A 14,095-nucleotide genomic window follows, 5' to 3' on the forward strand; every position below is an offset into this window, starting at 1 on the left:
CCTTATTCTGCTATAAGTTTTAAACTAGAATGAAAATTTTTTGTTAATGATTATTTAGCTGAAATACATTTAACCCCATGTTGGAAATAGCTGTGTATTAAGTCACCTGTTGGCAAATAATGGTTGAATTAGGTCGAAATGTAACGTTAAGGGTTAACATATCAATTTGTTGCGGTTGACTAATGACATACCAACGTGAGTGGCTGTAAAACATAAAATTAAAGGCATTCGGGTGGATAGGTGTGCCATATTCGGCAAAACTGAATGTATGAATGAGTTGATTGTCACTGGTAATTGCCAGAATAAAAGCGTTTATTTTTTTATTATTAGGATGTTGATTATGAAAAACACGAATAAAGTCTTTACTGATTGGCGAATTTCCTACATCTAATGAACAACCGTTCATTGCTGGCGTAAAAATAAAGTTGTGTTTAGGATTAATACGCGGAACATCTACGAAGCCAGAATATTCTGTTCCTTGATTAAATGGGCACCAATAAGCATTAATGGCACTGCCGTTAGTTGAGTGCTGATTGGATAATGCTAATTCAAATGCATTTTGCTGTTTATTATGAATTTGTAAATCGAACGATGCTTCTTTAATTGCATCACACATTTGGATCCGTTGTTGTTGTTCGAATGTACCGGCAGAAGATACGGCTCTTTGAAACCAAATAATGTTGTTTATTGTGTTATTAGCGATAAACTCTCGGGGGTTAGCTTTAAATTGGTCGTTATAGTTAGGCATTGCCAGTTCCTATTTATCTTTTTGGGTTTTTGTACTTAAATAAAAAGATATTTCTGCTGTCCTAATAATTGCAAAACTCTACAACAGATAATGTGCATATAGTAAAGTTATTAGTCTTAAATAGTTATAACCAACATCCTTTTTACGGTTATTTAGTTATATAATTCTATTATTAATTTGCTAATATTTTATTATGTGTCTCCATTATATTTATTTAGCTATTATTGGTGGTAAACAATATTATTTCTCCCAGCTGGAGAAAATATATCGTTATTGGTTTTTTTATTATGATTTATTAACAACAATAATTTATAAAATTATTATTGGCATTTAACTATAAGGTGTAATTTAAAAATTGTACTGTCTTTTTAATGCCTAAGATAATTATATTTAATTATTTTTGACTAGTCAGAAATGACTTTTTTTTGTTCATGTGACTAGTACGAAAATAGAAGTGCTATTATTTTAATTTTTATTTAAAAAACAATTTGTTATTTGTTTTTTGCTTTTTTTGTGGTGATCAAAATTATTGTTTGTAATTACAGAATATGCGATCTTCTGAACTAAAGAGTTAATTGATAAATAAAATTAAATGAGAAAGTTTTTGCTAAGAATTATATCTATGAAATAAGAAATAATTAATTTATCACTTTTTTGCTTTTATCTGGTGGTGTATCCATATCCTATCCACCTCCCAATATTTATATTTATGGTAATAGCACAATGAATACACAACATAAACTTAATAGAGTCAGGCCACCTCGCGTTCAGATTACTTATGATGTTGAACTGGGTGGTGATGTGGAAGAAAAAGAATTGCCTTTGGTCATTGGTGTGATTGGTCAATTTTCCGAACAAGCATTACCAATGCGTGAACGAAGTTTTATGCATATTGATAAAGATAATTTTAATGCCGTTATGGAAGGTTTGACACCATCACTTTCCCTGCAAGTAGAAAGTGTTTTACCGGAAACTGAAGGTTATCTGAATGTCGATTTGCAATTTAAATCGATAGCAGACTTTTCGCCAGAAAGTCTAGCGCAGCAAATAGAGCCCTTACGCCAATTATTAGAAATTCGCAGTAAATTAAGTGATTTAAAAGGGCGGGCGCTGAGTAATGAAAAACTGCGCGATCGCTTAGCCGAAATTATGACTGAGCATCAACAAAAGGCTTCTTCAACCGGTCAACCTGAAGTCGAGCAGAAGGCAGATGGTGCAGCGCCAAAGACAGATGCACCGCAAACTGATCAAGGGGAGAAATAAACGCAATGGAACAGCAACCACAAGAACAAGGTACACAACCGCAAACGGCAGTTAGTGGCGATTTACTGGAACAAATTATTGATGCGACGCAAGCAGTAAGGCGAGATGCAGATCGTTCACGAGTAAAGGAGCAGTTAGGCCACTTTCTGTCTGAAGTCACTGCCGGTTCTTTAGTTGTTTCCGGTGATTTGATTGACAGTATCGAAGTTCGTATTGCCGCGATTGATGAAATTTTATCTGCTCAATTGAGTAAGGTTTTACACCATGCTGAATTTCAACGATTAGAGTCTTCTTGGACTGGGCTAAAAGGACTATTGGATAAGAGTGAAACGGATAATACGCGTATTCTGATGCTTAATGCCACCAAGGCTGAGCTAGTCAAAGATTTTAAATCGGCCGCGGATTTTGATCAATCGATGCTGTTTAAGAGTGTGTATGAAAATGTATATGGTACTTTTGGTGGTGAACCTTTCTCAGCCTTTGTCGGTGATTTCGAATTTGATAACACGCCGGAAGATTTGTATCTATTAGAACAGATATCTCATGTTGCCGCTGCCGCGCATGCGCCATTTCTCAGTGCGGCCAATGCTGGCATGATTGGTTTGAATGATTTCAGTGAATTACCCCGTCCCCGTGATCTGTCAAAACTGCTGGAGACATCGGACTATTTGCGATGGAAACGTTTTCGCGATTCTGATGATTCCCGCTATGTGGGATTAACTATACCTCATGTAATTGGTCGATTGCCTTATGGGGCAAAGACCGTTCCAGTTGAGCAATTCTGTTTTGAAGAACAAATTGAAGAAGATAATAACAATAGTTATTTATGGGTCAATGCTGCCTATTCACTAGCTGGATGTATGGTAAAAGCATTTGAGCAATATGGTTGGTGTGCAGCTATTCGGGGCATTGAAGGTGGTGGATTAGTTGAGGCATTACCAACTCATCATTACGTTTCGGTGACCGGTGAGAAAAAATTACAGTGTCCGACCGAAGTTGCTATCTCCGATCGACGTGAAAAAGAGTTAGCCGAAATGGGTTTTATTCCTTTGGTCTATTACAAAGGAACGGATTATGCCGCTTTTTTCTCAGTTCAATCACCGAATAAACCAAGAAAGTATAAAACCGAATTAGCCAATGCCAATTCTAAGTTATCCACGCAATTGCAGTACATCATGACGACGTCGCGTTTTGCGCATTATTTGAAAGTCATTGTGCGCGATAAAGTGGGCAGTTTTATGTCACGTACTGAGTGTCAGACTTATCTACAAAACTGGATCAACCAATATATTGTCGGCTCCGATACTGTTGGTGCTGAAATTAAAGCGAGTCATCCATTGCGTGAAGCCAGGATTGAAGTACTTGAAGTACCTGGTTCACCAGGAACTTACCGCGCAGTGGCTTATTTACGTCCGCATTTCCAATTGGAAGGTTTAAGCATGTCATTGCGTTTAGTCGCTGATTTGCCGCCATCATCTGCTGCATAAGTATTTTTTAATAATAAAGTGAAGGGAGTTATTTGTTATGAGTACAGGTATTTTCTTAAATCTAGGTGATATTAAAGGCGAGAGTACAGATAAGAATCATAAAGATTGGCTTGAATTGCGCAGTGTTAATTTTGGTATTTCTAACAATGCCCAGATCGCTTCGAGTGGGGTAAGAAAACTGAATAAAGGAACGGCAAATTTTAGCTATATACATTGTACTAAAGTCATGGATGTTAGCTCAATAAAATTATTGTCTGCCGTTGCACAGGGTAATTTCCTAAAAAATGTCAAGCTCAGTATTTGTACCATGTTTGAGAACGAACTTCATCCGTATGCGGAATTGGAAATGGATGAATGCATGATCTCAAGTATTTCTGAGAATGCAGAAAAAGAAGGCGGCTATCCCTATGAGAGTTTTACGATTGTATTCTCTAAAATCAAATGGACATTCACACCACTGAATGCTGATGGTAAGAAAGGTAATAAGGTAGGGCCAGAAGGTTGGGATCTACTGCAAAATACTAAACAGTAATTTTCACTGCCACTTGAATTAAACAAGTTGCGGGCTCACAACAGCGGCAACTTGTTATCTAACTAAGAAGCTTTTTTTTCTCATCGGGAGGGGGACATAAATGCAAGCACAAGCCATACCATCGTTCTTATATCGTTTACATTATGATTTCCCGCATGAGGAAGAATTTGAGACAAAATATAATCAGCGACAAGCTGCGATTGATTCGTTGGTCTCTGATTTAAATATGTTATTTTCATCTCGCCCCTTGTCAGGCAGCTTAGATGTTTATGATGAACTTGAACGTTCAATATTAAATTATGGCGTGATTGACGTGGTTGACGTCGATATTCTAAATGATGATCGCATTGAATTACTGAGAAAAAATATTTATCAATCGCTAGTGCTATTTGAACCGCGCTTACAAGACATAACCATAAAATTACAAAACAATTCACCGGAAAATATTGTTTTTTGGGTGCAAGGACTATTTTGGGGCCAGCGCATCGTTTTTTCTGTCACCTGGAGTAGTGTGGCTTATAGCTACTCTGTTTTTGGGAGGAATAACAATTTCATGTTACTACCACAAAAAACCTTAGACTATTATAACCGCGAGTTAAGTTATCTAAGAAAATATGGGGTGGCTTTTGCGCGTCGTTTTCCTAAAATTGCGCGTCGATTAGGGCTAGCTGAAGGCATTTCTGAAGATCCACATGTTGAACGTCTGGTGGAATCTTTTGCTTTTTTAACAGCGCGTATTCATCAGAAGATTGATGAAGATATGCCTGAATTGAATAATGCCATGATGGAGATATTAGCGCCCCAATTTATGCGCCAAGTGCCGTCCGTCTCTTTAGTACAATTTCAGCCTGAGCCTGCCACTTCTGGTATAACGGGCGTTTTATCGGTTCCTCGCCACAGTTTTTTAACTTCTAAGCCAGTCGGTGATGTGCTCTGCCGTTTCCGTACGGTTTATCCAGTAGAAATCTTACCTATCGATTTATGTGAAGCATCACTTAAACAAGATCCCTATGATCGCAATTTTATATTAACGTTACGTTTTATCACCTGGCCAGGTGCCCAGTTTCAAGCGCAATCTATCCGTTTATATTTACATGGCACGCCAGTAATTACGCATAGTTTATATGAGCTTTTATTATCCCAGGTTGATGAATGGCAATGTTATGTTGATCAACAAGCGGTTGTAACAACCGCCGATAGCATTCAAGCAATAGGTTTTGAAGAAGCAGACTGCCTCTGTGCGGATGATATGGCTATCAGCCCTGTTCATCATTTATTACGTGACTATTTTAGCTTAATAGAAAGATTTTTATTTATCGAATTACCGCTACCGAAATGGGAGTTATTGTCTGGTGAGTTTCACTATCGTTTTCGGTTAAAAGATTGTCACACTTTACGTCGCCTTGAGCGCAATTGTGACAAAGTTAATGTAGAAACATTTCGTATGAATTGTAGTCCGATAGTAAATTTATTTCCTCATCAGGCTGAGCCACTGACCTTATCGGATAGCGAAAGTGAATATCTTATTCAGCCTGATGCGCGCCGTCCTTTAAGTATGGAAGTTTACACTATTCGGTCGGTAGAAGTTTTTCAGCGCAGCAAAGAAAAAGAACATAACAGCAGCATAAAAGTAAAGGCGCTATTTGGTATTGAGCATCATGAAGAGCGGGGAGTCCCATCTTTATATTGGCAGACCACTCAAAGAGCCTCAATGCTGCCAAATGATCAAGGTATTAATACCTTCATTGGTTTTGCCGATTTGCGTGGTAAGCGTCATATTCCGGCGGTAGATGTGGTGATGTTAAAAATTATGTGCACTAATCGCGATTTAGCACAGAAATTAAGTAACGGTAATTCAGAGGGTGATTTTGATGCTGAGTTTGCGTTACCCGGCGTAAAAGTTAGCGGATTAATTCGCCCCCGACCGCCATTACGCCCACAATTAGATGCTGCGCAAAATTGGCGGATGGTGGCGCAACTCAACCTTAATCATATGTTGCTTGAACAGGATGATAGTGGGCAACGACTACGAGAAACACTCGAGTTATATAATGTACAGAATGATATGGCAGTATCGCGTTTGATCGCGTTACTGAGTCGTATCACGATTAATCCCCTATCTGTCAGGTTAGATCCGGCTGATCCCTACTCGTTTGCTAAAGGTCTAGAGGTAACGCTGACATTCCAACCGCAAGCCGAAGAGTTTGTTGATTTTTATCTCTTTTGCTGTGTGTTAGAAAGATTTATTGCGCTGTATGCACCAATCAATGGTTTTACCCAAGTTGTTACTTGCTTATCTGGTGTTGCTCATAGTGTCAAGCGTTGGCCCAGGCGTTGCGGAAGAGTGGTATGGCTATGACTTTTTCCCTGCTTGGTGGCAGTTTTTACCAAAATGTACGTCGTCTATTGAGTAAGTGTCTGAGAAAAGGACGTCAGGTGAGTGTACCTGATGATGTGGTACGTTTTGAATCGGTATTGACCTTAGATGCACCAGAGCGAGAAGTGGAAAGTGTTACAGTTGATGAGTCGATGGCAGAAGAGACAACTTATTGTATGGCCGTCAACCATTTTGGTTTATTGGGCACCCATGGCGCTTTGCCGTTACGTTATACCGAATGGTTGATTGATCGGCGTTATCGTTATGGTGATGATTCGGCTAAAGCCTTTCTTGATGTTTTCAATCATCGCCTGTTGAGTTTACGTTTTCAAGTCTGGCAGAAATATCGCTTATATGTCAATGCTGAGTTAAATACTAAGCGGCAGCTACCCGCCGTTATTACTGCGGTAACCGGCCTATCTGCTGAACAAATGGCCTCTTTACCGGCGGCAGACATGAGCGGCTTATTGTCAACATCCGTACGTTCACTAGTCAATTTAGAACGGTTGCTGCAACGTGAATTTCAACTTGCGGTTAAAATTCAGCCATTTTATGGCCGTTGGCGGAAGGTGGCGAGTGAATATCAGGCTATTTTAGGGGGTTGCCGTTTAGGCGAAGCCCCAGTGATAGGACAGTATTTTTACGATATTCAATCCCATTTTTTGATCCAATTTACCTGCTCAAAACCTCAGCAATGGGAAAAGTTACTGTCAAATAGCGATGTTTATAGTCAGTTGAATCAGCGGGTGGGTTTATTCACCGGCGGTATATTAAGCTTTTCTTTAGAACTGTTAGTGGCTTTTAAGGGGTCGAGAATAACATTAGATGGTCAATTTTATTTAGGGAGACATGGTTATCTGGGAAATGAGGCTCGATCAGCAGCGACCAGACTTTATATAACACCGATAAATTAAAACAGAATATTATGTTATTAGCTCAAAATAATCGATATTTACGGTTGCTTGGCGCCATGGGTGATAGTGCCGCTTTAAGTAAAGTTGAAGGCGCAGAGTATTTATCTCGCCCCTATTTATTCACGCTAGAGCTTTATTCAGACAAAAAATTTGCTGATTTGCAAAGTTATGTTGGTCAACCGCAGGGATTAAGGATTGGTGATAAGCGAGATGCCCGTTTTATCCATGGTGTGATAACCAAACTACAGCAAAGTGGTCACAATGAAGCACTTTATCGTTATAAAGTGCAGCTAGAGCCGTGGTTAGTTTTGTTAATGAGTACGCTCAATTCACGTGTGTATCAGGACATTAATGTGCCGGATATGGTATGCGATATATTAAAAAAACGCGGTTTTAGCGATGTACGTTTAAATTTGAGTTATTCATATCCAAAACGTGAATTTTGTATGCAATACCGCGAGTCGGATTTTGATTTTATTACGCGCCAATTAGCCTCGGTGGGTATTTTTTATTACTTCAGTCATGAAAAAGATAAGCATCTATTAGTGTTGGCTGATCATCCTAGCGCCTTTGCGCGCGCGCCTTTAGCAACATTGCCCTATCAAACATTAAGTGGTCAGCCCCAATTTATGGGATTGCGCGCCTGGCGTGCTAGTCGCAAGGTGATCCCGGCTAGTGTAGAAATGAGCGGTTACAATATTAAAAATGCTGTACCGGTGTTTGCTAGCGCTAAAGCTCGTGGTGACTACGCCGCCAATGCTAGGCTCTCAATCTATGATTTTGCTGGGCTTGAACAACAGCAACAATTAAATGCCTGCGCCGCTTTATATATGGAGCAGTGGGAATCGCAAGCGGGTTATCTAGAAGCAATGAATAGCTATCCGGCCTTGCAAGTTGGTCAGAGATTTACCCTACAAGGGGATCCGGCTGTTAATGGTAACTATGCCGTTAGCGGACAACAGTTAGTAGCAGAAAGTAATCTGGATAGTCATGAACGACAATTTTCATCGCGAGTCACTCTTTTGCCGGCAGATAAAGCCTGGCGCCCTTCATTAACCAAAAAACGACCCAGTATTGCGGGAGTATTATCTGCTCAGGTGGTTGGCCCTGCCCAGGAGGAGATCCATGTTGATGAAATGGGCCGAATAAAGCTTCAGTTCCATTGGGACAAAGAACATAAGAAAGATGATAACAGTTCGTGCTGGATCCGCGTTAGTCAATTGGGTAATGGTGTTCGCTTTGGTACGCAATTCCTACCTCGTGTTGGTAGTGAAGTATTAGTCAGTTTTGTGGATGGTGATCCTGATTATCCGATTGTGGTAGGCACGGTGATGAATGGCGCCAAAATGCCTCCTTTTTCCTTACCTAAGCAAAAAAACCAAAGTGGTCTAACCACAAGAAGCAGTCGAAAAGGCAATGTTGAGCAGGGACATCAATTATGTTTTGAGGATAAAAAAGGCGAAGAATTTATTTTAATTCATTCACAAAAAGATTTGCAATGGCAAGCGAATAACGATTTATCCGCAGTTATTGAGCGAGTTGTGCGATGGGAGATCAAAGGAAAACAGGATGTTTTAATTGATAAAGGCAACGATAGCTTAACGTTAAGCAAAGGTATTAAAAATCACACGCTCAATAAAGGAAACTTTGTCACATTACTTAATAGTGGCAATTACAGTTTGAATGCCAAAAGTGGCAAAGTCGCCATCTCGGCAGGCCAAACTTGCACGATTACTGCCAAACAGAAGATTGAGTTGCGTGTGGGAAACAGTTCATTATCAATTACCCCTGCCGGTATCACCGTGAAGGGGCCGGTAATCAATATAAAAAGTGACGGGATGCTAAAAATGACGGCCGCTAGCACCACAGTGGAAGGGACCGGAATGTTAACGCTGAAAAGTAATGGTATGACAAAACTCAGCGGTCTGGTGGTACAGATTAGTGCTTCAACCATGGCGATGTTAAAAGGGTTATTGACCAAAATTGGTTAATAGCACGGTGGGTTAATATTAGGGAGCCATCATGGTAAAGCTAAAACACTGTCAATTATCGCCTTTAGCGGAGCAAATATTGCAGCCATTTGCTCCGCATAATCAAAATTTACAGGCTTTACGTGAAGATGCCGCATGGACCGATATGGTGTTTTATACCGTGTTTATGCTGCCATATCGTCAGGCGCTCGATTTGGCTCTGGCATTTATTGGCCATGTTTATGAACGTGAGTTGGTACAAGAACAGAGAATATTATTACAACATGCCAGAGATTGGCGCTCACGGGGTGGCGATCAACTCCGTCATCAATTATTTGAACAAGCAGAGGCGATAGGGTTTGATAATCCGATTGCCGGGCTGGTACTGTCCATTTTCCTTAGTGAAGGGAGTGTCACTGCGCCTGACTTGGAAGTTGTCACTGCTTCCCCATGGCAGGCAACGCAAGCGTTAGCCAGTGTTCTGTGTCTGATCATCCATTTTTACAGCCATGATAACGTGTTGCAGGATAAATATGTCGAGCAATTTTTTACCCTAGCTCAACGATATTTGATCCAATTGACGCCTGATACTGATCTCGGTCGGAAAAACTATTTGTATCAGGAAACGACTATATAAGGAGAATAATTGATGCCAATGATGCCTGCTGCAAGAACGGGTGATTTGCATGTTTGCCCCATGGTTTCACCCGCAGTACCGCCGATCCCGCATGTTGGTGGCCCTATTATCCCCCCGGGAGTACCGACCGTCTTGATCGGTGGTTTACCGGCCGCCACCATGGGGTCAATGTTAGTCTGTGTTGGACCGCCAGATACTATTGTGATGGGCAGTTTAACGGTATTGATTGGTGGTCGCCCGGCGGCTCGATTAGGTGATCTGTGTGCCCATGGTGGCGTTATTACCACCGGTTACCCCTTGGTCATTATTGCTTAATGGAGAGAAACATGGAGCTGACAGTATTTGACTTTGATCGCTTGATGTTGAGGCTCTCTGATGAATTACCGGCAGGAGAAAATATTGAATACCAGCCGATATTTGAGCAGATAAATCAGGCGCGAGAAAGTGATGATGATCTACAGCTAGAAGATATGTGGTCTTGTGAAGTGCGGCAAACTGATTGGCGTCAAGTGTCGCTGCTTTGTACTGAAGTATTGGAAAAGCATAGTAAAGATTTACAAATAGCCTGCTGGTTAACCCAAGCACAAGCTAAATTGCATGGTTTGGCGGGGATGGCGACGGGTATTGCATTAATTAGCCGTTTATGTGAAACATTTTGGCCGACACTTTGGCCTAAATTGGATGAAGAAGAAGGTGGCTACCGGGCGGATATCCGACTAGCGCGCTTAAATTGGTTAGACAATCGTTTAAGTCACCTATTGCAAGATTGGCCACTGACTGATGACGGTAGGCTGAATGTTAGGCAGTGGACTCGAGTACAACATTATGAACATACTATTGCCGTTAATGCTGAACTTAGAAAACCCCTCCAGGATGATGGCTATTTTGGTATTGCAGATTGTGAAGAGAGTATTCGCCATACGTCGTCATCCCATGTCAATCATCTGCAAGAGCAAATTCAGACGTTACAAACTTCGCTGCTGACGTTACAGACCATATTGAAAAATTTTTGTGGTGAAAATGTCATTGTTATGAGTGATAGCTTACACCAGGTAGAGGAAATGCAGGGTTTATATTTGCTCTATAGCCTGTTTTCTATTTTCCCGGTGTGAAGTGGCGTGATTGAGCGATGGGCTAGCCAATTGCGCATCACTGTCTGTTTTGACTGGCTGATGTGGTTCTTCAACTATCACCTGTGGCAGCCGCTCTTGGTAGAAACGCGACAATAAACCATTGCACAATATTTCCGTAGTAATGAACCGACTAGCCCCGTCCCGTATTTATTAGAACGCGCGGCCAGTTGGGCAAATATGGAAATTGCACAATGGTTAGCCGAAATGTTAGTCGATAACGATTCAACACTAAGGGAAATGATGAGAGTGATTAAAGGAACAGAAAATTAATCTAAGTGGGATGATAACATGAATCGAACCAAAATTTGCCTTCGTTTGCTAGTCATGTTGGTTCTAGTGGGAAATGTTACTGGTTGCAATTCACCTTATTCTAGTGAACAACAACGTCAAATAGCGATCGAGCAAGCGTCAGCCACCTTTGCTAGCGATGCGATTAATATTGATATGATAGCCGATCCGCAATTGAATGCGTTTAATCGAGTACCCAATAGTTGTAGGGTCCTGATTATTCAAGCGGAAAGGCGTGATCAGTTAGAAGGTTTATTAAATAATCCTTCGCTGTTACGCAATCTTTTTGCTCGCGCGGGCGGTAGTGAAAATATCCTTAAATTGGATAGCTATGTCATGATGCCAGGTCAACGGGTAACATTACATCTTGATCGCGTAGAGCAAGCGCGTTATGTGGCATTGATAGCGGGTTATTATCCACTGCCGAATGAAAGGCATGCGCGGATTTTTTCTATTCCTGTCGAATTAAGCTCGCAAGGCTGGTGGAATAAGCGTTGGCAAGCCAATTTTATTCCCATCAATATCGGAATTACGCTAGGTGAGGCGACTATTATTCGCAGTAATAAATCGATTAGACGACCGAGTGACGATGTTGTTTTTCCTTCCCAATCGGCAACGGCAAAAGCGAGTAAATCTATCACGAGATAACCAGTGAACATTGCACAACATAGAGTGCAACGATGAGATATCCAGATGTTGTCAGGGATCATTTAGGGAAAATTATGCTTGATTATAAACCCATATATTGGTTTAGCGGATTGTATTTACAACCGCAGCATTTACAAACACAGCAACTACATGATGAATATTGGCGTGCTCGCTATCAATTATTAACCCAGCCTTGGGCTTGGGGGGTAATAAATATCAGTTTTCATCAAGCGGCATTACGTGATGAAGAGTTACGTATTTATGAAGGGCAGTTTATCTTGCCAAATGGTGTTTATGCTGATTGTAATGTCAATGCCATTGTTGCTCCCCGGTCATTAAGAGATTGCTGGCAAGTAAGAGAAAAACCCATACTGGTTTATATTGGCTTAAGACAGATCAGTCATAATCAAAATAATGTTACTTGTATAGCAAAAGCAAACGAGAGCACTGAACAGACAACGCGCTGGCTCAGTTGGCCGACGGAGCAGCCTATCAGAGATCTGTATGGTAATGGAGCTGAAGTTCAGATACAGCAGATGTCATATAACTTACGCTTTTTCTTACAAGACGAAATAGCGCAATTAACCGGTTATACGTTATTGCCGATAGGTCGATTACGTCAGGGAGCAAATGGGATTGAATGGGATAGTGATTACTTTCCACCAAGCATGACATTGAAAGCGGTGCCATGGTTATGGCTGCGAATTGATAATTTATGTTTAGAACTAACCGGACGTCTTCATCAATTTGAGGAATTTAAACGGCCACCGATGGTGGAAACCGGTGAGTTAAACCAGAGAAAAGATTTTTACTGTTAGCAATGCGTACTTTGGCGCGTTATGTCGTTCGTTTGCAGCATTATAAAGAAGCGCAAGATATCCATCCATGGAAAATAGTCGGCTTATTAAAAGAGTTGATAGCGGAACTTACTTGTTTTACTGATCTTTGCTCATTTAATGGCATATGCCAATGGGATAACACCGTTGCGCCTAGCTATGATCATCATGATATTGCGGCAAGCCTGAAGTTATGCGAACGTAAAATTATGAGATTACTCGATAATTTAATGATCAAGCAAGATAACGTTATCTCATTTGCTAAACAGAGTGAAGGCTATTTCTCAGCCAATTGGTTATTGGCGTCGCAACAAAAATATGTCGCTATTTATTTAGTGATGCGCTCAGAACAATTTATCCAGCAGGAATATGAAGTGCCTGATGATAGGTTGATAAAAATGGCAGCTAAAGTCAGATTGACACCATCATTACTCGCTCTTTAGCTGGAGTAAGGCTTCATTATCAAATTATCCCACCGCATGGGTTACCACAAAAAATGAATAGCCGTTATTTCAAGGTAGCAGAGCATAGCCCTGCTTGGGAAGAAATTAAAAACAGCGGCAATATCATACTGCATTGGCTAGAAGCACCGGAAGATTTACAGATAGATTTGATTTTGGCCAGGAGTTATTAGATGTACTTAGTTGATTTTTATATGCCAGTTTTTCACCGAGTACTTTTGATTGTGCAACAAGCCGAACAATATAGCGATGCATTACGAGAAACGGTAAAAATGATGTTAGTGAAGGCACAAAACAATGCATTGATGCAGGGTTATGACAAACAAGATATAGACGATGCACATTTTGCCGTGTTGGTTTGGGTCGATGAAATGATATTGAATGCTGGGGCTGAATGGCTTGAACAATGGCGCCTTTCATCGCTGCAGCAGCTAAGTTATGACTCTACCTTAGGTGGATTAACCTTTTTTGAACGTTTAAAGTCGATGTCAGTCGATCGCTTTCAAGCCAGGCTGGTTTATCTTTGCTGTTTGCTGTGTGGTTTTCGCGGCCGTTATGCAACCGATGGTGAAAAGGCGTTACAACATCTGATTGATCAGGAGATTGATAATTTACCCAATCAACTGCGCCAATTTATGATCAATAAAAATTTGCGTTTGATGCCGGCAATGCTCAGTCATTCAGATAGTCATGCTCAACCTCTGATGAGCCAAGCATGGGAACGCTGTCTTGCTATCAGCATAATATTAGCTTTGTACTTGCTTGCTTCGGTTTGCCTTTTTAATCTTGCTACTTGAGAAA

General features: G+C 40.7%; 15 protein-coding genes. 14 read left to right on the top strand and 1 reads right to left on the bottom strand.

The genetic code is table 11. The features are described 5' to 3' along the window. Positions 1 to 97: 97 nt before the first annotated feature. Complete coding sequence (locus LDL57_RS01845) at positions 98 to 748, bottom strand: hypothetical protein (RefSeq protein WP_180558946.1); 651 nt, start codon at positions 746 to 748, stop codon at positions 98 to 100. 723 nt (positions 749 to 1,471) lie between these two features. On the opposite strand from LDL57_RS01845, the gene tssB reads away from it, so the two are divergent. The 14 genes from tssB (at position 1,472) to LDL57_RS01905 (ending at position 14,091) form a co-directional block, all read left to right on the top strand. Next, the gene (tssB, locus tag LDL57_RS01850) at positions 1,472 to 2,011 is read left to right on the top strand and encodes a type VI secretion system contractile sheath small subunit (RefSeq protein ID WP_180558947.1); all 540 of its coding nucleotides are present in this window, start codon (positions 1,472 to 1,474) and stop codon (positions 2,009 to 2,011) included. Between the two features lie 5 nt (positions 2,012 to 2,016). Then, positions 2,017 to 3,498, top strand: a complete 1,482-nt coding sequence (gene tssC / locus LDL57_RS01855) for a type VI secretion system contractile sheath large subunit (RefSeq protein WP_180558948.1) — start codon at positions 2,017 to 2,019, stop codon at positions 3,496 to 3,498. A 37-nt stretch (positions 3,499 to 3,535) separates the two neighbouring features. After that, the gene (locus LDL57_RS01860) at positions 3,536 to 4,030 is read left to right on the top strand and encodes an Hcp family type VI secretion system effector (protein WP_180558949.1); all 495 of its coding nucleotides are present in this window, start codon (positions 3,536 to 3,538) and stop codon (positions 4,028 to 4,030) included. Positions 4,031 to 4,130: 100 nt separating this feature from the next. Continuing rightward, positions 4,131 to 6,389 carry a type VI secretion system baseplate subunit TssF gene (gene tssF, locus LDL57_RS01865; protein WP_180558950.1) on the top strand — a complete coding sequence of 753 codons (2,259 nt, stop codon included), beginning with the start codon at positions 4,131 to 4,133 and terminating at the stop codon, positions 6,387 to 6,389. Continuing rightward, a complete protein-coding gene (gene tssG, locus LDL57_RS01870; protein ID WP_180558951.1) occupies positions 6,380 to 7,321 on the top strand; it encodes a type VI secretion system baseplate subunit TssG in 942 nt (313 codons plus the stop codon). Before tssF ends, tssG begins: the two co-directional genes overlap by 10 nt. 11 nt (positions 7,322 to 7,332) lie before the next feature. After that, positions 7,333 to 9,312, top strand: coding sequence for a type VI secretion system Vgr family protein (locus tag LDL57_RS01875; RefSeq protein WP_225506891.1), 1,980 nt, complete (start codon positions 7,333 to 7,335; stop codon positions 9,310 to 9,312). A 31-nt stretch (positions 9,313 to 9,343) separates the two neighbouring features. After that, positions 9,344 to 9,928, top strand: a complete 585-nt coding sequence (locus tag LDL57_RS01880; RefSeq protein WP_180558953.1) for a DUF6931 family protein — start codon at positions 9,344 to 9,346, stop codon at positions 9,926 to 9,928. A 12-nt stretch (positions 9,929 to 9,940) separates the two neighbouring features. Further along, entirely contained in the window at positions 9,941 to 10,243 is a 303-nt protein-coding gene (locus tag LDL57_RS01885) for a PAAR domain-containing contractile injection system baseplate protein (RefSeq protein WP_180558954.1), read from the top strand. An 11-nt stretch (positions 10,244 to 10,254) separates the two neighbouring features. Continuing rightward, positions 10,255 to 11,040 (top strand): type VI secretion system protein TssA, encoded by a 786-nt coding sequence (gene tssA / locus LDL57_RS01890; protein ID WP_180558955.1) that lies wholly within the window; start codon positions 10,255 to 10,257, stop codon positions 11,038 to 11,040. A gap of 309 nt (positions 11,041 to 11,349) precedes the next feature. Then, positions 11,350 to 11,997: a type VI secretion lipoprotein TssJ gene (locus tag LDL57_RS01895; RefSeq protein WP_180558956.1), complete on the top strand. Its 648-nt coding sequence runs from the start codon at positions 11,350 to 11,352 to the stop codon at positions 11,995 to 11,997. 32 nt (positions 11,998 to 12,029) lie between these two features. Next, complete coding sequence (gene tssK / locus LDL57_RS17680) at positions 12,030 to 12,815, top strand: type VI secretion system baseplate subunit TssK (RefSeq protein ID WP_255653912.1); 786 nt, start codon at positions 12,030 to 12,032, stop codon at positions 12,813 to 12,815. A gap of 2 nt (positions 12,816 to 12,817) precedes the next feature. Next, positions 12,818 to 13,276: a type VI secretion system baseplate subunit TssK gene (gene tssK / locus LDL57_RS17685; RefSeq protein WP_255498977.1), complete on the top strand. Its 459-nt coding sequence runs from the start codon at positions 12,818 to 12,820 to the stop codon at positions 13,274 to 13,276. A 26-nt stretch (positions 13,277 to 13,302) separates the two neighbouring features. Next, positions 13,303 to 13,467, top strand: coding sequence for a type VI secretion system baseplate subunit TssK (gene tssK, locus LDL57_RS17690; protein WP_255498979.1), 165 nt, complete (start codon positions 13,303 to 13,305; stop codon positions 13,465 to 13,467). Further along, positions 13,468 to 14,091: a DotU family type IV/VI secretion system protein gene (locus LDL57_RS01905; RefSeq protein ID WP_180558957.1), complete on the top strand. Its 624-nt coding sequence runs from the start codon at positions 13,468 to 13,470 to the stop codon at positions 14,089 to 14,091. Positions 14,092 to 14,095 lie beyond the last annotated feature (4 nt).

The organism is Arsenophonus apicola (assembly GCF_020268605.1).
Classification (GTDB): domain Bacteria; phylum Pseudomonadota; class Gammaproteobacteria; order Enterobacterales; family Enterobacteriaceae; genus Arsenophonus; species Arsenophonus apicola.

Excerpts from the sequence above, each read along its gene's own strand:
- tssB (WP_180558947.1), top strand. The coding sequence starts at position 1,472 with ATGAATACACAACATAAACTTAATAGAGTCAGGCCACCTCGCGTTCAG.
- tssC (WP_180558948.1), top strand. The coding sequence starts at position 2,017 with ATGGAACAGCAACCACAAGAACAAGGTACACAACCGCAAACGGCAGTT.
- LDL57_RS01845 (WP_180558946.1), bottom strand. The coding sequence starts at position 748 with ATGCCTAACTATAACGACCAATTTAAAGCTAACCCCCGAGAGTTTATC.
- tssA (WP_180558955.1), top strand. The coding sequence starts at position 10,255 with ATGGAGCTGACAGTATTTGACTTTGATCGCTTGATGTTGAGGCTCTCT.
- tssK (WP_255498977.1), top strand. The coding sequence starts at position 12,818 with ATGCGTACTTTGGCGCGTTATGTCGTTCGTTTGCAGCATTATAAAGAA.
- LDL57_RS01895 (WP_180558956.1), top strand. The coding sequence starts at position 11,350 with ATGAATCGAACCAAAATTTGCCTTCGTTTGCTAGTCATGTTGGTTCTA.
- tssG (WP_180558951.1), top strand. The coding sequence starts at position 6,380 with ATGGCTATGACTTTTTCCCTGCTTGGTGGCAGTTTTTACCAAAATGTA.
- LDL57_RS01880 (WP_180558953.1), top strand. The coding sequence starts at position 9,344 with ATGGTAAAGCTAAAACACTGTCAATTATCGCCTTTAGCGGAGCAAATA.
- tssF (WP_180558950.1), top strand. The coding sequence starts at position 4,131 with ATGCAAGCACAAGCCATACCATCGTTCTTATATCGTTTACATTATGAT.
- LDL57_RS01875 (WP_225506891.1), top strand. The coding sequence starts at position 7,333 with ATGTTATTAGCTCAAAATAATCGATATTTACGGTTGCTTGGCGCCATG.
- LDL57_RS01860 (WP_180558949.1), top strand. The coding sequence starts at position 3,536 with ATGAGTACAGGTATTTTCTTAAATCTAGGTGATATTAAAGGCGAGAGT.
- LDL57_RS01885 (WP_180558954.1), top strand. The coding sequence starts at position 9,941 with ATGCCAATGATGCCTGCTGCAAGAACGGGTGATTTGCATGTTTGCCCC.
- tssK (WP_255653912.1), top strand. The coding sequence starts at position 12,030 with ATGAGATATCCAGATGTTGTCAGGGATCATTTAGGGAAAATTATGCTT.
- LDL57_RS01905 (WP_180558957.1), top strand. The coding sequence starts at position 13,468 with ATGTACTTAGTTGATTTTTATATGCCAGTTTTTCACCGAGTACTTTTG.